At 33.0% G+C, this 19,738-nt stretch carries 12 protein-coding genes; 10 read left to right on the top strand and 2 right to left on the bottom strand.

The features are described from left to right. Nucleotides 1-233 precede the first annotated feature (233 nt). From D1815_RS00745 to D1815_RS00725, 5 genes are all read left to right on the top strand, one after another. Nucleotides 234-2,006, top strand: coding sequence for a long-chain fatty acid--CoA ligase (locus tag D1815_RS00745; protein ID WP_118385542.1), 1,773 nt, complete (start codon nucleotides 234-236; stop codon nucleotides 2,004-2,006). Nucleotides 2,007-2,199: 193 nt separating this feature from the next. Continuing rightward, the gene (locus D1815_RS00740) at nucleotides 2,200-2,655 is read left to right on the top strand and encodes a MarR family winged helix-turn-helix transcriptional regulator (RefSeq protein ID WP_027392072.1); all 456 of its coding nucleotides are present in this window, start codon (nucleotides 2,200-2,202) and stop codon (nucleotides 2,653-2,655) included. 19 nt (nucleotides 2,656-2,674) lie between these two features. Next, nucleotides 2,675-5,080 carry a 3-hydroxyacyl-CoA dehydrogenase/enoyl-CoA hydratase family protein gene (locus tag D1815_RS00735; RefSeq protein WP_118385541.1) on the top strand — a complete coding sequence of 802 codons (2,406 nt, stop codon included), beginning with the start codon at nucleotides 2,675-2,677 and terminating at the stop codon, nucleotides 5,078-5,080. A gap of 15 nt (nucleotides 5,081-5,095) precedes the next feature. Then, nucleotides 5,096-6,286, top strand: a complete 1,191-nt coding sequence (locus D1815_RS00730; RefSeq protein WP_027392074.1) for an acetyl-CoA C-acyltransferase — start codon at nucleotides 5,096-5,098, stop codon at nucleotides 6,284-6,286. 32 nt (nucleotides 6,287-6,318) lie between these two features. Then, a complete protein-coding gene (locus tag D1815_RS00725; protein ID WP_027392075.1) occupies nucleotides 6,319-8,136 on the top strand; it encodes an acyl-CoA dehydrogenase family protein in 1,818 nt (605 codons plus the stop codon). A 112-nt stretch (nucleotides 8,137-8,248) separates the two neighbouring features. Here the strand turns inward: D1815_RS00725 and D1815_RS00720 are convergent, their stop codons facing one another. Next, complete coding sequence (locus D1815_RS00720) at nucleotides 8,249-9,040, bottom strand: hypothetical protein (RefSeq protein ID WP_108803766.1); 792 nt, start codon at nucleotides 9,038-9,040, stop codon at nucleotides 8,249-8,251. A gap of 746 nt (nucleotides 9,041-9,786) precedes the next feature. Here D1815_RS00720 and D1815_RS00715 point away from each other — a divergent pair. Together D1815_RS00715 and D1815_RS00710 are read left to right on the top strand one after the other, a co-directional pair. Continuing rightward, nucleotides 9,787-12,081 carry a starch-binding protein gene (locus D1815_RS00715; protein WP_118385540.1) on the top strand — a complete coding sequence of 765 codons (2,295 nt, stop codon included), beginning with the start codon at nucleotides 9,787-9,789 and terminating at the stop codon, nucleotides 12,079-12,081. A gap of 225 nt (nucleotides 12,082-12,306) precedes the next feature. Then, nucleotides 12,307-13,101, top strand: a complete 795-nt coding sequence (locus tag D1815_RS00710; RefSeq protein ID WP_240337537.1) for a CBM9 family sugar-binding protein — start codon at nucleotides 12,307-12,309, stop codon at nucleotides 13,099-13,101. Between the two features lie 47 nt (nucleotides 13,102-13,148). On the opposite strand, the gene D1815_RS00705 is transcribed toward D1815_RS00710, so the two are convergent. Further along, the gene (locus D1815_RS00705) at nucleotides 13,149-14,951 is read right to left on the bottom strand and encodes a glycoside hydrolase family 15 protein (protein WP_027392078.1); all 1,803 of its coding nucleotides are present in this window, start codon (nucleotides 14,949-14,951) and stop codon (nucleotides 13,149-13,151) included. 92 nt (nucleotides 14,952-15,043) lie between these two features. Between D1815_RS00705 and D1815_RS00700 the strand changes: the two genes are divergently transcribed. From D1815_RS00700 to D1815_RS00690, 3 genes are all read left to right on the top strand, one after another. Further along, nucleotides 15,044-17,257, top strand: a complete 2,214-nt coding sequence (locus tag D1815_RS00700; RefSeq protein WP_118385539.1) for a bifunctional alpha,alpha-trehalose-phosphate synthase (UDP-forming)/trehalose-phosphatase — start codon at nucleotides 15,044-15,046, stop codon at nucleotides 17,255-17,257. Next, nucleotides 17,244-18,431: an MFS transporter gene (locus D1815_RS00695; protein ID WP_369899415.1), complete on the top strand. Its 1,188-nt coding sequence runs from the start codon at nucleotides 17,244-17,246 to the stop codon at nucleotides 18,429-18,431. The genes D1815_RS00700 and D1815_RS00695 overlap by 14 nt, the downstream gene beginning before the upstream one ends. 61 nt (nucleotides 18,432-18,492) lie before the next feature. Next, nucleotides 18,493-19,674, top strand: a complete 1,182-nt coding sequence (locus tag D1815_RS00690; protein WP_118385537.1) for a nuclear transport factor 2 family protein — start codon at nucleotides 18,493-18,495, stop codon at nucleotides 19,672-19,674. The last annotated feature ends 64 nt before the right edge of the window (nucleotides 19,675-19,738 follow it).

The following is a 19,738-nucleotide window of genomic DNA, read 5'->3' as shown; positions in this document are numbered from 1 at the left end:
ATAGCTCCTTTTTTTATATATTAGGGTTGTGTATTGTTAGATTTTTTATAATTTGCGAAACTATGCGCGCATAGTAATTTTCAAAAAATTCTCTATAGAATAAAAAGTACGAGAATTTTAAGAATATAAAATAAATTTTGTGCAACTTTATAATAACGGTTAACTATCATTTTTCTTAAAAATACAGTTAACTGAAGGTCTTTTAAACAGAGTAAAAATATCTGAAACAACGTATGAATACAATTACTAGATTATTTGATTTTCCGCATTATCAATTAGAAAAATACAACTTAGACAAAGCTTTAATTACGAAATATAATGGTGAGTGGGTTGCAACTTCAACTAAGGAGTATGTAGATAAAGCAAATCAGATCAGTCGTGGTCTATTACGATTAGGAGTTAAGCCTAATGATAAGGTCGCAATTATTTCTTCCAATAATAGAACGGAATGGAATATTGTGGATATTGGAGTTTTACAGATCGCTGCACAAGATGTACCTATCTACCCTACTATTTCCCAAGAAGATTACGAATATGTTCTAAATCACTCAGAATCTGTTTATTGTTTTGTATCTGATGATGAAGTTTTACAAAAAGTAAATAACATAAAAGGCAATGTTCCTTCATTAAAAGGAGTATATTCTTTTAATGATCTTGATGGATGTGATAGCTGGAATAAAGTATTAGAACTTGGTAAAGATGATAGTAATCAAGAAGAAGTAGAAAAAATAATGGCTTCTGTTAAAGAAGACGATTTAGCTACATTAATTTATACTTCTGGAACCACTGGGAGACCTAAGGGTGTAATGCTAAGTCATAAAAACATTGTATCTAACGCTTTACATAGCTCTACGAGATTTGCAGATTTTGGAGGAGAAGTTAAAGCATTGAGTTTTTTACCGGTTTGCCATATTTATGAAAGAATGTTAATGTATCTATACCAGTATAGAGGTATTGGTATTTACTTTGCAGAATCTCTAGAAACTATAAGTGACAACTTAAAAGAGATACAGCCGGATATGATGACTGCTGTTCCTAGACTTCTAGAAAAAGTATATGATAAAATTATTGCTAAAGGAGCTGACCTCACTGGTATCAAAAAGAAATTGTTTTTCTGGGCGGTAGAGCTTGGTCTTGAATATGAACCATATGAAGCAAATGGTTGGTGGTATGAAAAGAAATTAGGTATTGCCAAAAAATTAATATTTAGTAAATGGCAAGAAGCATTAGGAGGAAATCTTAAAGTAATAGCTTCCGGTAGTGCTGCTTTACAATCCAGACTAGCTAGAGTGTTCAATGCTGCTGGTATTAACGTAATGGAAGGTTATGGATTAACCGAAACGTCACCTGTAGTCTCCGTTAATGATATTAGAGACAGAGGGTTTAAAATTGGTACTGTTGGAAAAATGCTTCCGGATACCGAAGTAAAAATTGCGGAAGATGGAGAAATTCTTGTAAAAGGTCCTCAAGTTATGATGGGATATTACAAAGATGAGGAAAAAAGTAAAGAAGTATTAAAAGATGGATATTTTCATACTGGAGATATAGGAGAAATAGATAATGAAGGTTTCTTAAGAATTACAGACCGTAAAAAAGAAATGTTCAAGACTTCAGGTGGAAAATATGTAGCGCCTCAAGTAATCGAAAACGCAATGAAACAATCTCGTTTTATTGAACAAATAATGGTAATTGGAGATGGAGAAAAAATGCCAGCTGCATTTATCCAACCAAATTTCGAATTTGTAAAAGACTGGGCAAACCGAAAAGGCATATCTATTGGAACTACTAATGAAGAAATTGTTAGTAATCAGATAGTAATTGATCGTTTCCAAGAAGAAGTAGATGAACATAATGAAAAATTTGGAAAATGGGAACGCATCAAACGATTCGAACTTACATCTGATGAATGGAGTATTGAAGCGGAACACCTTACCCCTACAATGAAATTAAAAAGAAGAGTGATCAAGGCAAAATACCAAGATCTATACAGTAAAATTTATGGCTAATTCAATTCACTGATTACAAATGTATAGTGTAAAACTTTAACTTTAAATCAGTAAACTCCTCATTTTATGAGGAGTTTTTTTATTAATTCAATAGAAAAACGTAAATTACTTACTCTTTTTTTGATTTTTTACACAATTTATTATGCGTGCATAGTAAATTTTTCTTACCTTTACTGCATAACAAATTTTCTGAATGAGAGAAAAAACGATTGATTATGCACTACGAGCTACATGGATGGCAGTTGCCAAGATGTATAACGAAGAAGCAGGTAAAAAAGGTAGTACAATGGCAACAGGTTTTGCTTTAATTAGCATTGATCCTGAAAACGGAACACCATCTACCTCATTAGGCCCTAAAATGGGTATGGAAGCCACCAGTTTATCTAGAACTTTAAAAACCATGGAAGAAAAAGGATTAATCTTTAGAAAGAAGAATCCTCAAGACGGCCGTGGTGTTTTAATTTATCTAACACCTTTCGGTGTAGAAATGAGAAATTTTTCAAAAGACGTAGTTTTTACATTTGATCATGCCGTAAGAAAACATGTTTCTAAAGAAAAGTTAGATACTTTCTTAGAAGTATTTCAATTGATCAATGATCTCATTGCTACGAAGAAAATATACACAAAACAAGAATCTATAACATCTTAACAACCAGAAGTTAAAAAAAATGAAAAGAGTCATTAAAAAAGTTGCAGTAGTTGGTTCAGGAATTATGGGATCCGGTATTGCATGTCATTTCGCTAATATAGGCGTCGAAGTACTATTGTTAGATATAGTACCAAGAGAATTAAACGACAAAGAAAAGGCCAAGGGTCTTACATTAGAAAGCAAAGTGGTTCGTAATAGGTTAGTAAATGATTCACTAACCGCCGCTCTTAAGTCTAAACCCTCTCCTATTTACAGTCAAAAATTTGCAAATCGTATCACTACGGGTAACCTAGAAGATGATGTTGCAAAAGTAGCAGACGTAGACTGGATCATAGAAGTAGTAGTAGAAAGACTGGATATCAAAAAACTAGTTTTTGAAAACCTAGAGAAACATAGAACTCCTGGAACACTAATAACTTCCAATACCTCAGGTATACCAATAAAATTTATGAATGAAGGAAGAAGTGAAGATTTCCAGAAACATTTCTGTGGAACACATTTCTTTAACCCGGCACGATACTTAAAATTATTTGAGATTATTCCTGGTCCAAATACTTCTACAGAAGTTCTCGAATTCCTTAACGGATATGGAGAACAATTCTTAGGAAAAACATCAGTAGTAGCTAAAGATACTCCAGCTTTTATTGGAAACAGAATAGGTATTTTTAGTATTATGAGTTTATTCCATATGGTAAAAGATATGGGATTAACTATAGAAGAAGTAGACAAATTATCAGGTCCAGTAATAGGACGCCCTAAATCTGCTACTTTTCGTACAGTTGATGTAGTAGGGTTAGATACTTTAGTACATGTGGCTAACGGTATTGCAGATAATTGTCCTGATGATGAACGTCACGAATTATTTAAACTTCCTGCTTTCATCACTACAATGATGGAGAACAAATGGTTAGGGAGTAAAACAAAACAAGGATTTTATAAAAAGAGTGTTTCGCCAGAAGGAAAAAAGGAAATCCTTTCTTTAGATCTTGACACTTTAGAATATAGAAGCAAAAAAAGAGCTTCATTTACTACTTTAGAAATGACCAAGACTATTGATAAAGTAGTGGATCGTTTTAAAGTACTTGTAGCCGGAAAAGATAAAGCAGGCGAGTTTTATCGTAAAAGTTTTGCTGCATTATTTGCATATGTATCAAATCGCATCCCTGAAATCACTGATGATCTTTATAAGATTGATGATGCCATGAAAGCAGGATTTGGATGGGAACACGGACCTTTCCAAATATGGGATGCTATCGGAGTAGAAAAAGGAATCGAAATAATGAAAGCAGAAGGGTACGAACCAGCTGCTTGGGTACATGATATGATCGCTTCAGGAAGTACTTCTTTTTACACTGTAAAGAATGGAGCTACTAATTATTACGACATTCCGAAAAAGGAACAAGTAAAAGTTCCTGGACAAGACGCATTTATCATTCTTGATAATATTCGTAAATCATCAGAAGTTTTCAAAAACAGCGGTGTTGTAGTAGAAGATCTTGGCGATGGAATCCTTAATGTAGAATTCCAAAGTAAGATGAATACTATAGGTGGTGATGTACTTGCAGGATTAAATACAGCTATTGATATGGCTGAAAAAAACTTCCAGGGATTAGTTGTAGGTAATCAAGCCGCTAACTTTTCTGTTGGAGCAAATATCGGAATGATTTTTATGATGGCTGTAGAGCAGGAATACGATGAGCTAAATATGGCTATTAAGTATTTCCAAGATTCTATGATGCGTATGCGTTATTCTTCGATCCCTACAATTGTTGCTCCTCACGGCATGGCATTAGGTGGTGGATGCGAAATTTCATTGCACGCTGATAAAGTAGTTGCTGCTGCAGAAACCTATATGGGATTAGTAGAATTTGGTGTTGGTGTAATCCCTGGTGGTGGTGGATCAAAAGAAATGGCTTTAAGAGCTTCAGATCTTTTTAAGAAAGATGATGTAGAACTTAATGTATTACAGGAACATTTCTTAACTATTGGTATGGCTAAAGTATCCACTTCTGCTTACGAAGCATTTGATACAAACTTACTTCAAAAAGGAAAAGATATAGTTGTTGTTAATAAAGATCGTCAGATCGCTACAGCGAAAGCATATGCAAAATTAATGGCAGAACAAGGATATACACAACCTGTTAGAAGAAAAGATGTAAAAGTCCTTGGAAAACAAGCACTAGGTATGTTTTTAGTTGGAACAGATTCAATGGAAGCAAGTAAATATATCTCAGAGCATGATCATAAAATAGCAAATAAGTTAGGATATGTTATGGCTGGAGGAGACTTATCAGAACCTACCCTTGTAACGGAGCAATACCTATTAGATCTAGAGCGCGAAGCTTTCTTGTCTTTATGTACAGAACGCAAAACGTTAGAGCGTATTGAACATATGCTTAAGAAAGGTAAACCTTTAAGAAACTAGAAAAAAGAAAAAGAAATGAAAACCGCATATATAGTAAAAGCATATAGAACAGCCGTAGGAAAAGCGCCTCGCGGAGTGTTCAGATTTAAAAGAACTGATGAGTTAGCTGCTGAAACAATTCAGCATATGATGAAAGAGCTACCACAATTAGACAAAAGCCGTATTGATGATGTTATTGTTGGTAATGCTATGCCAGAAGGATCTCAGGGTCTTAATATGGCACGTTTAATATCATTGATGGGATTAGAATCTATTGATGTACCAGGTGTTACTGTAAATAGATTCTGTTCTTCTGGAATTGAAACCATAGGTATGGCTACTGCAAAAATACAAGCTGGAATGGCAGATTGTATTATAGCCGGTGGTGCAGAAAGCATGAGTTCAGTTCCTATGACTGGATACAAAACAGAATTAAACTATGATTTAGCAAAGTCTGGTCATGAAGATTATTATTGGGGAATGGGAAATACTGCAGAAGCGGTTGCCAATCAATTTAATGTTTCTAGAGAAGATCAAGATGAGTTTGCTTACAATTCTCATATGAAAGCTTTAAAAGCGCAAGCAGAGGATCGTTTTCAGGATCAAATTGTTCCTATCAATGTTGAACAGATTTATGTTGATGAAAATGGTAAAAAAGCTAGCAAATCATACACCGTAAATAAAGATGAAGGACCACGTGCCGGAACTAGCAAACAAGTATTAGGTAAACTAAGACCTGTATTTGCAGCTGACGGAAGTGTGACTGCTGGTAATTCTTCTCAAATGAGTGATGGTGCAGCTTTTGTAATGGTAATGAGTGAGGATATGGTAAAAGAATTAAACCTAGAGCCAATCGCAAGACTTGTAAACTATGCTGCAGCCGGTGTAGAGCCTAGAATTATGGGAATCGGTCCTGTAAAGGCTATTCCTAAAGCATTAAAACAAGCTGGTTTAAAACAAGATGATATCGATCTGATTGAACTTAATGAAGCTTTTGCTTCACAATCATTAGCGGTAATGCGTGAGCTAAACATCAATCAAGATATAGTGAACGTAAATGGAGGTGCTATTGCTTTAGGTCACCCACTTGGCTGTACTGGAGCTAAACTTTCTGTTCAGTTATTTGATGAGATGCGCAAACGTGATATGAAAGGTAAATACGGAATGGTAACCATGTGTGTTGGAACGGGACAAGGTGCTGCAGGTATTTTTGAATTTTTGAACTAAAAAAAATAGAATAAAGAAATAACACTAATAAAATGAGTACAGAAACTTTAAATAAAGACATTCTTAGAGGAGGACAATTCCTTGTGAAAGAAACGAAAGCTGAAGATGTATTTACTCCAGAAGATTTTTCTGAAGAGCAAAAGATGATGCGTGATAGTACCAAAGAATTTGTAGATAGAGAACTTTGGGCACACTGGGAAAAATTCGAATCAAAAGATTATGCTTTTACTGCAGAGTGTATGAAAAAAGCCGGAGAACTTGGTCTTCTTGGTGTTGCTGTACCAGAAGCATATGACGGTCTAGGAATGGGATTTGTTTCTACAATGTTAGTATGTGATTATATATCAGGTGCTACAGGATCATTTAGTACTGCTTTTGGAGCACATACAGGTATTGGTACTATGCCAATATCATTATATGGAAACGAAGAACAAAAGAAGAAATATGTTTCGAAATTAGCTACTGGAGAGTGGATGGGAGCATATTGCTTAACAGAACCAGGCGCAGGATCTGATGCAAATTCTGGAAAAACAAAAGCTGTATTATCAGAAGATGGTAAACATTATTTGATCTCAGGTCAAAAAATGTGGATCTCTAATGCAGGATTCTGTAATGTAATGATTGTTTTTGCTCGTATTGAGGATGACAAAAATATCACTGGATTTATTGTAGAATATGATCCTAACAATTCTAACGGTATCTCATTAGGTGATGAAGAAAAGAAATTAGGTATCCACTCCTCTTCTACTCGTCAAGTTTTCTTTAGTGACACTAAGGTCCCTGTAGAGAATATGTTATCAGAAAGAGGTAATGGATTTAAAATTGCGATGAATGCTTTAAACGTTGGACGTATCAAATTAGCAGCAGCTTGTTTAGATGCGCAACGTAGAGTAATTGGAGAAGCTACTAAATATGCTAATGAGCGTATTCAGTTTAAAACTCCAATTATGAATTTTGGAGCAATCAAATCTAAGATCGCTGAAATGGCTACGAATACCTATGCAGATGAATCTGCAAGTTATCGTGCTGCAAAAAATATCGAAGATAGAATTGCTATCCGACAAGCGGAAGGAAATACACATCAAGAAGCTGAATTAAAAGGAGTTGAAGAATACGCTATCGAGTGTTCTATACTAAAAGTAGCTGTTTCTGAAGATGTTCAGAATACTACAGATGAAGGTATTCAAATATTTGGAGGAATGGGATTCTCTGCAGATACTCCTATGGAATCTGCTTGGAGAGATGCTCGTATTTCTCGTATCTATGAAGGTACTAATGAGATCAACCGTATGTTAGCTGTAGGTATGCTAGTAAAGAAAGCAATGAAAGGTCATGTAGATCTTTTAAATCCTGCTATGAAGGTTGCTGATGAATTAACAGGAATTCCTTCTTTTGATACTCCTGATTACTCTGCTTTATTTGCAGAAGAAAAAGAGATCATTGCAAAATTAAAGAAAGTATTCTTAATGGTGGCAGGAGCTGCTATGCAGAAATTTGGTCCGCAATTAGAAGAGCACCAACAATTATTAATGGCTGCCTCTGACATTCTAATTGAAATCTATATGGCGGAATCTACAATTCTACGTACAGAGAAAAATGCTAAGCGTTTTGGAGAAGATTCTCAAGAGATTCAAATTGCAATGTCTCAATTATACTTATATAACGCAGTAGATATCGTTATTAAAAAAGGAAAAGAAGGAATCGTTTCTTTTGCTGAAGGAGATGAGCAACGCATGATGTTAATGGGACTTAAACGTTTCACTAAATATGCGAACCAACCAAATGTGGTTGCATTAAGAACAAAAATTGCTGATAAAGTAGCTGCCGAAAACGGATACTGCTTTTCATAACAATAATAATATATCCGTTCCTAAGGATTAAAACTAGGAAGTTGTTTAATTTTGATTTAAGAAACCGTCTTTCTGTTGGGGAAAGACGGTTTTTTTATTTATCAAATTTTATCTACCCTCTACATCCACGTAATACTCCAAAAAGGAAATCATCAGCAGCTTGCGCATATTCATCTCCACAATTACGATCAAAAGGATTCGTACTTCCACCTAATACACGTCCGCATTGATCATGATCTAAACAATCTTTAGTCCAAGCACTAGCGATAGAAAAAACACCCGGACAACCAGAACCGCAACGGCCTAAACAACGATCACCATTTACTAATTCACGATCTCTATATATTTGGCCTTCATTATCATCGTACACAGCAGTAACATATGTATTTTTTCTAATACAAGTTATTCCATCATCATTACCTTTCACTAGATTGGTTTGGTTCCCTTTAAAAACAATTTTTTCGTAACTATAATTACTTGGAGATTTAGCCCAATATTCTAGTAATTTCAATAAGGTGAATTCTGCCATCGTAAAATCATCCACAGAACCATCCTTAAATAGATATGCAGAGATCTCTTCTCCTATCATTAATAATGTTTCTTTCTCTTTACTAGATAACACAACATTCTTACCATCGATTTCAATAAATTCTGTATCATAATCTATTGAAGCGACTAGCCTTACATCATTTATCGCTACTTTAACAGTATAATAATTCGATTTTTCTACAACTTTATATGCTATCTGGAAACCGTTAAGTTCTTTTTTTCCTTCTAATTGATCTTCTTGATGAATTTCTAATCCAATTGTTTCATCATTATTGGAGTCCTCTTGATTATCACAAGAGTTTAATAAAAATAAAAACAAAAAGATGTTTACTAAAAATTTAAATTGAATTTTCATGATTTGATATATTTAAGTTAGTTATACTAAAATACTTTACTAATCTAAATTTCTTACTACCAAATGATTATCAAAACATTAATCTAATTTAATATTATGGAAATATCACATTATAGTTCATTAAGAAATTTTTAAAAAAACAATAAATAAGTACGCTAATAATTCATTAAAAGAGCCTCAAATTTTTACAAATACAATAAACAACTGTTAATTATATGTTGTTTTTCAATATATTATGTGAAATAACAAGAATTTATCAACACGAAAACGTTATAGTAACTTTTCAGAAGATAAGAATTGAATATTTCGTAATAACTTAGTAGAAATTTAACACAAGAAACACTTTTACAAACTAAAACTTATGAATTATGAAATCAATTTCCCCTCCTCCGAAAATTTCGAAATTATTTGAGCTACTCTAATTAAATAAAATAGTTCTATTAACTAATCAGTCAGAATAAATAGAACCTGTTTTTTTGAATAAAAATTTTGAAAAAATCACTTATCTATAGTCGTCATAATTACTGTTTTTATAATTAAGAGCACCAAACTCTTGATTATCTTTTCATTAAAACAAACAAAGTAAGTTTCGCTGGTTGTCAGACAAACTTCTATTTTCTTGTATATATACGTCTTTTCATAAGTTATTTATTTCATATTCTTATTTAACTAAGAACGAAAATTTGCGAAAAAAACTTACTCACTTATTACAAACTACTGTTTTCAACAGAACAAAAAATCTTAAAATGAAAAGAAAAAACCTCTTAAAAATCCTGGTAAGCTTTTTATGTTGCTTCCCATTTTTACAGTTACAGGCACAAGATGAAGATGTAATGTTTCAGGCTTTTGACTGGAATGTACAAAACCAACCTGCAGGTCAAACTTGGTATGATGTTGTTTCTAGTGTTAGAAATACCATCAGTAATGCAGGAATTGACCTAATCTGGATGCCTCCTCCAAGTAATTCTGCCGCCCCACAAGGATATCTGCCTAGAGAGATTAATAACTTCGATAGCGCCTATGGTACTACTAATCAACTGAAGTCATTGATCGATCAATATCATAATTTAGACATTAAAGTAATAAGCGATATTGTAGTGAATCATCGAGTAGGTACTAACGACGCAGTTACATTTACAAATCCGGCTTGGCCAACATTTTATATTACAGCCGATGATGAAGGTAGAAATTTTGTAAATGGTCCCGTAGAGTTTAGTATTAATAATGATTTTGTACCTGGATTTGATTTAAAAGCAGATGGTTCTAGTGGAGGATTTGCAGCTGCCAGAGACTTAGATCACAGAAATCCAGCAGTAAGAGCAGAGATTATAAAATGGATGAAAAAGTTACAAGATGATCTTGGTTTTGATGGATGGAGGTATGATTTTGTTCACGGATATGATCCTATATATAATAAAGAATACAACGATGCTACAAACCCTTACTTTGCGGTAGGAGAATTACTAGAAAGTAGCAGAGTACAAACGAATAATTTTGTGAATAGAACACAAGGTTCGTCTTCTGCTTTTGATTTTAACACAAAAGTAAGTTTACAAAATGCGATTAGAGATAATAATTTATCTTATTTAAGAGATGGTCAAGGTAGGCCTTCTGGTATGATGGGTATCAATCCATCTAAATCAGTTACTTTTCTTGATAATCATGATACTGGTTTCGCACAACAATGTTGTGGCTCAAATTTTGTTTTTCCAGGTGGAGAGACAAATCTTAGAAAAGGATATGCTTATATTTTAACACATCCTGGAAACCCAATGGTATTCTGGACTCATTTCTTTGATACTGGCGCAGGCGTACAAAATGCTATTAAGGATCTTATTGCAGCAAGAAAAAGTGTAAGAATTCACTCTGGATCTACTATAAGTATTGATGAAGCAAGAGGAGATTTATATGCCGCTTACATCGATGGAAGATCTGGAACACTAGCAATGAAGCTAGGATCTGGTAATTGGTCTCCTAACGGAAGTGGATGGACACTACAAACTTCTGGTACTGATTATGCGGTATGGACACAAGGTGCAAATACTGGTGGCGGAGAAACGGTACCTCCTTATACTGTTAACTTCTTTAAACCATCAGGTTGGGGATCTAACATCAATGCTTATGTATTCGATTCAGGAGCAAACGCTACACTTCCTGGGACTAGTGATTGGCCTGGAAACAATATGACGAACATTTCAGGAACAGATTGGTATTCTTTTACCATTACTCCTCCTGCAGGTGTTTCTGCAGCAAATCTTAGAGTCATCTTCAATGATGGAAATAACCAAACTGATGATCTTTCAAGAAGTACCAATGGATGGTACCGAGGAAATAGTTGGTCCGACAATTGTCCTAGCGATTGTAGTGGTAGTGGATCAGGAACAACTAATGATGTAACATTAAACTTCCAAAAACCTGGCGGTGGATGGGGTACTAATACCAACATGTACTTATATAATAAATCCACAAACCAAACATTGTCTGGAACTGCAGGTTGGCCTGGAACAATTATGAACAACTTAAGTGGTACATCTTGGTGTAGAAAAACGTTTACATTACCTAATGGAGTTGCTACAAATGATGTTGGAGTGGTTTTCAATAATGGAAATGGTCAACAAACAGTTGATCTCACAAGAGGTACCGATGGATGGTTTATAGTAACCGGAAGCAGTAATGGAAAAAGAACCGGAACTTGGTCTAATAACTGTACTAATAATTGTCCTTCTAACAGAGCAATGGAATTAGCTGATACAGCTGATAAAGAGAATACTTCCATCATAGAGAAAAGTATTGTTACTCTTTGGCCAAATCCAATTAAAGATAGAGGTACATTAAGCGTAAATACATCAGAAAATGGTGTTTTAAAAGTTAGTATCTCTAATATTTTAGGTCAAACTAAAACTATATACAGCCAAAACACGCAAGTAGGGAATCAAACTATAGAAATTAATTCAAGTGATATGCGAGAATCCGGCATCTATTTTGGTACCATAACATTAAATGGTAAAAAACTTAAAAGAATTAAAATTGTAAAACAATAATTTTTTTGTCCTAATTACTTACCAATAATTATCACAAGTTGATATGTTAGTCAAAAAGCGGTCGTTTTAATAAAACGACCGCTTTTTTAACCTTATTTAATTCTGATATCTTTTCTATTAACTTTACAAAATCTTAACTTTTATATATCGCCAATAAAAAGCGTATTGTTTTTAATATCTTTCCACTCTTTAAAAATTCAATTTATTAACTATAATACTCAAACTTTGAAAAAAATAGCTTTCATTTTATCTCTAATTATATTGATATCTTGCAAAAATCAAGAACCAAAAAGTTCTGATAAAACAATTGCAGATTCAACAGAAAAAACTGCACTTCCAAAAAAAGAAAAAAAAGATCATCAAATTCGAGATATTAAAAAAGCAGAAATAGCTCCCAACGTAGATGGAGATATGGATGATCCAATCTGGAATCAAACGAAATGGTATCCAATGGATCAGAATTGGATTGGGGAATTTCCAGATATCAAAGATTTCTTTGGCAGGTATAAAATGACTTGGACTCCAGAAGCTTTGTACATTTTAGTAGAAATTAAAGATGATATTTTATATGATCAATATAAAGACCCACTTAAATTATGGTGGGATGATGATTGTGTTGAGATATTTATAGACGCCGATAATTCCGGAGGAGAACATCAATACAACAACAATGCGTTTGCATATCATGTAGCATTGGATGGTAATGTTGTAGATCTAGATTCACAGAAAAAACCATTACTTTATAATAATCATGTAAAAATGAAACGTACAACAAAAGATGATGTTTCTATATGGGAATTCGAACTGACCGTATATGATGATACTTACCAAGAAGGTAAAGCCAATGATCCTGTGGTTTTATCTAAAGATCAAAAATTAGGTTTCGCTATAGCCTATAACGATAATGATACGAGTAAAGAAAGAGAAAATTTCATGGGTTCTGTCTTCGTACCTGGCGAAGATAAAAATCAAGGCTGGATTAATGCTGATATCTTCGGTACTATAGTTCTTGTTGAGTAAAATAATTCTCTAAAAATATAGAAAAGGAATTTTCCGTTGTGATACTCTTATAACATTGTTTCCATCAATTGTTCATCTTTAGATACGTCTTCAGAAAAATTAACTGCGGTTTCAATAAGTGCTAAATGAGAATATGCTTGCGGAAAATTCCCTAACAATCTTTTAGACTTAAAGTCTATATCTTCACTAAAAAGCCCTAAGTGATTGCTATAAGATAACAATTGATCAAACATTGCTTTTGCTTTTGCTTTCTCTCCTATTTTATTTAAACTATTGATAAACCAAAAACTACAAATAGTAAATGACGAAGAAGGCAACCCAAAATCATCTTTATTCTTATAACGATATAATAACCCATCATTACATAATTCTTTTTCTGTAGCTTTTACAGTACTTATAAATCTTGGATCCATTGGCTCTATAAAACCATAAGATTCCATTAATAACGTAGAAGCATCTAAATCAGAGGATCCGTAAGATTGGGTATAAGCCTGTACCTCTTCATTCCAAGCATTCTTATAAATATCATTATAAATCCGATCTCTAAGCTCAATCCACCTCGTATTATTTTCTGTTTTACCAATAAGCTCTCCTATCTTAATAGCTCTATCTACAGCCACCCAACATAACAATTTAGAGAATGTAAAATGTCTTTCTTCTGTTCTAAATTCCCAAATACCTTTGTCTGGTTTTTCCCAGTTTACATTTACAATATGAACAATACTCTTACTTATGGTCCATAAACTCTCACTATCATCTACGGCGCAATCAAATTTCACGAATTGTTGGTAAATTACATTCATCAGAATCCCATAAATATCATTCTGTTTTTGATGAAAAGCAGCATTACCAATACGTACGGGACTAGAATTTTTATAACCGCTTAAATGATCCAATGTTTTCTCCGTAAGATCCTTTTCGCCATTAATACCATACATAATCTGGATCTTTTCATCTTTATCTGGTATAATATCTATAATAAACTGAAGAAAACGTTGCGCTACCCTTTTATGTCCTAAATCAGAAATCACTTTTATTACCATAGAAGCATCTCTAATCCAACAAAAACGATAATCCCAGTTACGAACTTCTCCTATTGTTTCGGGTAAAGATGTAGTCGCAGCAGCCAAAACAGCTCCAGATTTTTCATAACTAAGTAATTTAAGTACCAATGCACTTCTTAGAATCTGATCATTGTAAACTGCATACGAAGTAGTTTTCTCACTCCAATTCATCCAGTACACACGTGTTCTCTGTAATTTAAGATAACATAGTTCTAAGGATTGCTTTAGAATTTTTTCGTGATAACTGATTAAAAAATAAGCATTACCAGATAAAACTATCTCTTCTGAATTTAAAATAGCTTCTAAATCTAAATCCGAATAAAGGTATAAAGTATCATATTTATCTTTATCTGTTATACTTTTTATATATTCATCAGTTTTTTTAGAATAAGTTTCCTCTTTGGCATACTCCAATCTAGGATTATATCTAACTCTAAAAGATGGCTTTCCTGAAATCAATTTAATATATCGTATGATATCAGCTGGTGTATGATAAGTACCATCTTCATTCTGATATCTAGGCATAAAATCTATACTTTCGAAAGCATCTGTGCCATTATTAAATTCGGTAACTAAAATATTTGTTTTGGCGATATACTTTTGGGAAATAGTATATTCATCTGAAACTAAAATTTCAAAAGAGCCTCCTTTTTTTTCATCTAAAATTTTTGCAAAAACTGACGAAGAATCAAAATTTGGCAAACAACACCAATCAATTGCTCCTTGTTTAGAAATCAACGCTGCACTTTTACAATTCCCTATAATTCCGTAGTCCAAATTGTCCATATAACCTCAAGTTCTTTTAAATAAACGTACCTTTATTCACTGAACCGAAATTTAATCAATCAAATTTAGTCAACCAACTTTCGCCACCCTTTATGAGCAAAACTATCATAATCTCAAATCGACTACCCTTACAATTAGAAATTGACAATAATTCTATTAAAACTACTCCAAGTGTTGGAGGATTAGCAACAGGAATGAAGTCTGTGCACTCCGGAAGTGATAGCATTTGGATAGGATGGAGTGGTCTAACCGAAGAACAATTAGACACTGAAAAAAGAAATTTAGTTAATAATGCACTAAAAAAACATCAATGTGTTGGTGTACCACTTACAGAATTAGAAATAGATGGATTCTATTATGGTTTTAGCAATAATACTTTATGGCCATTATTTCATTATTTTATGGAATATACAGAATTCAACAAAGACAGTTGGGAAGTATATCAACAGGTAAATCAAAAATTTGCAGATGTAATAATAGAAAATCTCGGAGAAAATGATACTATCTGGGTACACGATTATCAACTATTATTGCTACCTGAGATGATTCGCAAAAAGAAACCGAACGTAACTATAGGTTTCTTTTTACATATTCCTTTCCCATCTTATGAAGTCTTTAGAACGATTCCTTGTAGAGAAGAACTATTAAAAGGATTACTGGGTGCCGATCTTATTGGTTTTCACACCTATGATTATGAACGTCATTTCCTGAGTTCAGCCCAAAGAATTTTAGGATTAGAAATTAACTTCAATAATGTTCATATAGATAATAGAATAGTAAAAGTAGATTCTTTCCCAATGGGAATTGATTATGATAAATTTCATAATGCCGCTACTATTCATAATGAAAAAGAGAAAAAAGATCAAACAGAGATACAGCAAAAGATAGATGAACATTTAATAAGTGGTGATCGAGCTAAACTTATCTTATCTATTGACAGACTAGATTACACCAAAGGAATAGCCAACAGATTAAGAGCTTTTGAATATTTTCTGGACAAATACCCTCAATTTAAAGGTAAAGCAAGACTTGTAATGCTTGCAGTTCCATCTAGATCAAATGTTCCACAATATCAACTACTAAAAAACGAAATTGACCAATTGGTAGGTAGAATTAATGGAAAATTTTCCGAAGTTAGTTGGACACCCATTTGGTATTTTTATCGTTCTATGCCTTTTGAAAACTTGATTGATTTATACACTTCTAGCGAAGTTGCTTTACTTACTCCTATTAGAGACGGAATGAACCTTGTAGCAAAAGAATATATAGCCTCTAGAGTAGATCAAAAAGGTGTTCTTATTTTAAGTGAAATGACAGGAGCATCAAAAGAAATGAGTGAAGCACTTATTATCAATCCTAATAACTTTGAAGAAATAGCAGATACACTAAAATTTGCTTTAGAAATGCCGGAAGAAGAGCAAATAAAAAGAAATAAAGCACTACAAAAACGGTTAAAAAGATATAATGTAGAGAAATGGGCAAATGATTTTATGGAGTCTTTAGATGCAACTAAGACTACTGCTAAGAAATACTCTTTAAAAAAACTGACGCCTTCTATTAAAAAGGATTTATTTAATGATTATAATACTTCAAAAAATAGAATTTTATACATTGATTATGATGGTACTTTAGCACCTTTTGAAAAAATTCCTGAGAATGCAAAGCCAACTCAAAAAATATTTGATATTTTAGATACGTTACAAAGTGATGATCGTACCAAAATAATTTTAATAACTGGAAGAGATAAATTCACCTTTAACAAGTGGTTTGGTCATAAGGATTATACCTTAATTACTGAACACGGCGCTTGGCTAAAAGAAAACAATAAAGATTGGGAACTTTTGGAACGAGTTAGTAATGGTTGGTTCGAATCAATCGCCCCAGTTTTAGAATCGTTTACTGATAGAACACCGGGTTCTCTTATAGAAGAAAAAAATTATTCATTAGCTTGGCATTTTAGAAATGTAGATCCTGATTTAGGAAAATTAAGATCCATGGAACTAAAAACAACCATACAACATCTAATAGCTAATCACAACCTAGAGATTCTAGAAGGTGATAAAGTATTAGAAATAAAAGTTAGTGGCATTAATAAAGGTAAATCAGCGTGTAAAATGCTAACTGAAAAAGAGTATGATTTTATCTTTGCCATTGGAGATGATTGGACAGATGAATACATGTTTAAAGAATTACCTTCTTCTTCGTATACAGTTAAAGTTGGACTTAAAAAGACGATTGCTAAATATTATGTAGAAGATACAAATCAAGTTCACGAATTATTAAAAGAATTTAATAACCAATCATAAGAACACATATCTGAAACCAAAATTTTATATACTTCCGGTAATAATTATTGCGCAGTTTTTCTGTACTTCACTGTGGTTTGCAGGTAATGCGGTAATTGATGATTTTGCCGCTCAATTTAGTGTAGCATTTAATATTCTTGGATATCTTTTATCCACTGTACAATTCGGATTCATTGTTGGTACACTAACCTTTGCCTTACTTACTATAGTCGATAGATTCCCTCCTTCTAAGGTGTTTATGATTTCGGCAATTCTAGGAGCACTTTGTAATATTGCCTTGTTAATACCTAATATTACCGTATTAAATGTATTAACAGCTAGATTTGGTACAGGTTTCTTTCTTGCAGGAATCTATCCTGTAGGTATGAAAATAGCATCTGACTACTATAAGGATGGATTAGGAAAAGCCCTTGGATATTTAGTAGGTGCTCTAGTTCTTGGAACCTCGTTACCACATTTGTTAAAAGAACTTTCTTGGAATAGCGATTATAAAATTGTAATACAATCTACAAGCCTTTTAGCTGCTATTGGAGGAATTTTAATCTTTATTTTTGTTCCTAACGGTCCTTATAGAAAACCTGTTTCTAAACTTCAATTAGGTGTAATAACAGAGCTTTTTGGGATTGTTAGTTTTAGAAAAGCTGCTTTAGGATATTTTGGGCATATGTGGGAATTATATGCTTTTTGGGGGTTTGTTCCGATATTATTAAAAACATATGTAGAACAACACAGAATAGGAATTCCCATTTCATTTTGGTCATTTATCATTATCGCAGTAGGTTTTTTCTCTTGCATCATTGGCGGATATATTTCTTTAAAAACGGGTAGTAGAAAAGTAGCTCGATATTCACTTATTATTTCTGGACTATTTTGTATTACCTCTCCCCTATTATTCCAGTTAAACACAGAAATCTTCTTAGGATTATTATGTCTTTGGGGAATGGTCGTTATTTCAGACTCTCCTCAATTTTCGACTTTAGTTGCGGCTGCAGCTCCTCCAGAATTAAGAGGAACAGGACTTACTATTGTTAATTGTATAGGTTTTGCTATTACCATCATAAGTATTCAGTTACTTTCATATGCAGTTACCAAAATTGATCCTATATATTTATTTCTATTTTTAGCAATTGGTCCAGCCATTGGATTATATAGTTCAAGAAAACAATTACTATAAACTCTTAACAAATACTTAAGAAAATACTTGATAATTCAGTGTACTTTAGAAAACAAAACCGATGCAAAAACATCTCTCATTCATACTACTATTACTTGTTTTTGTAGTATCCGCACAACCAAGTACTGAAGTCTATTTGTTTGATATTTTCGTAAATGGAGAAACATTAGAGCTAAAAAACAAACGAAACATTTCTAATAACGAAGGATATGACAATCAGCCTTCCTTTTACAATGATAATATTGTACTTTTTGCTTCTACTAGAAACAAACAAACCGACATTGCCAAATATAATATTAGAGATAATAAGATAGATTGGATTTCTGAAACAGCAATAGGTAGCGAATATTCGCCTACTAAAATTCCAAATCAAAAGGCAGTATCCGCTATCAGATTAGACACGACAGGCACACAGTTATTATATCAATATGACTTTAAAAATGGAAAGCCAACCGTTCTTATAAAAGATCTAATTATCGGTTATCACGTTTGGTTTAACCAAAACACATTAGTTTCTTCTGTGTTAGAAGATGGAGGATTATCATTAGTGGTTTCTAATCTAAAGACAAAGGTAAATAAGACTTTTCAGAAAAAAATAGGCCGATCATTGCATAAAATACCCAATACGCCACTGATTAGTTATATTAGTAAAGAAAATAAAGAATGGGAAATAAGGTCGTTAAACCCAATTACCGGTGAAACTGAAAAAATAATTAACACAATACCTGAAGCTGAAGATATGTGTTGGTTGATCAATGGAACTATTCTAATGCCAAAAGGGAATACTATTTTTAAGTTCAACCCTAAAACGGATACTCGTTGGAGTATCTTTCATACATTTCTTGATAACGAAATTGCTAATATTAGCAGAATTAAATCCAACGAAATAGGAACAATGCTCACTTTAGTATCAGATGTTTCACCAGAACAAATTGTACAAAAACAACTAGATGCTTATAACAAACGAGATGTTAATGGCTTTGTAGACACATATTCGGATAACATAAAAGTGTATAATTATCCAAATGAATTGATATATGAAGGTAAAGAAAAATTAAAAAGAGGGTATGCTTCTTTTTTTGAACAAACTCCAGACTTACATTGTGAAGTGAAAAAACGGATTGTTTATGGTAATAAAGTAATTGATGAAGAATTTCTGATTATGAATGGTCAAAAGAGAAAAGCTGTAGCGATTTACGAAGTAGAAAACGGAAAAATTGCGAAGGTTACTTTTATACAATAAAACCGATTGAATTAGAATTGTATCTAACCTTTATGATCATTAAACAAAACTAGGAAGTCAATCA

The organism is Aquimarina sp. AD1, assembly GCF_003443695.1.
GTDB classification, from domain to species: Bacteria; Bacteroidota; Bacteroidia; order Flavobacteriales; family Flavobacteriaceae; genus Aquimarina; species Aquimarina latercula.
This window is presented reverse-complemented; position numbering and strand designations above follow the sequence as displayed.

Coding starts and splice junctions, on each gene's coding strand:
- D1815_RS00745 (WP_118385542.1), top strand. CDS start 234: ATGAATACAATTACTAGATTATTTGATTTTCCGCATTATCAATTAGAA.
- D1815_RS00740 (WP_027392072.1), top strand. CDS start 2,200: ATGAGAGAAAAAACGATTGATTATGCACTACGAGCTACATGGATGGCA.
- D1815_RS00735 (WP_118385541.1), top strand. CDS start 2,675: ATGAAAAGAGTCATTAAAAAAGTTGCAGTAGTTGGTTCAGGAATTATG.
- D1815_RS00730 (WP_027392074.1), top strand. CDS start 5,096: ATGAAAACCGCATATATAGTAAAAGCATATAGAACAGCCGTAGGAAAA.
- D1815_RS00725 (WP_027392075.1), top strand. CDS start 6,319: ATGAGTACAGAAACTTTAAATAAAGACATTCTTAGAGGAGGACAATTC.
- D1815_RS00720 (WP_108803766.1), bottom strand. CDS start 9,040: ATGAAAATTCAATTTAAATTTTTAGTAAACATCTTTTTGTTTTTATTT.
- D1815_RS00715 (WP_118385540.1), top strand. CDS start 9,787: ATGAAAAGAAAAAACCTCTTAAAAATCCTGGTAAGCTTTTTATGTTGC.
- D1815_RS00705 (WP_027392078.1), bottom strand. CDS start 14,951: ATGGACAATTTGGACTACGGAATTATAGGGAATTGTAAAAGTGCAGCG.
- D1815_RS00700 (WP_118385539.1), top strand. CDS start 15,044: ATGAGCAAAACTATCATAATCTCAAATCGACTACCCTTACAATTAGAA.
- D1815_RS00690 (WP_118385537.1), top strand. CDS start 18,493: ATGCAAAAACATCTCTCATTCATACTACTATTACTTGTTTTTGTAGTA.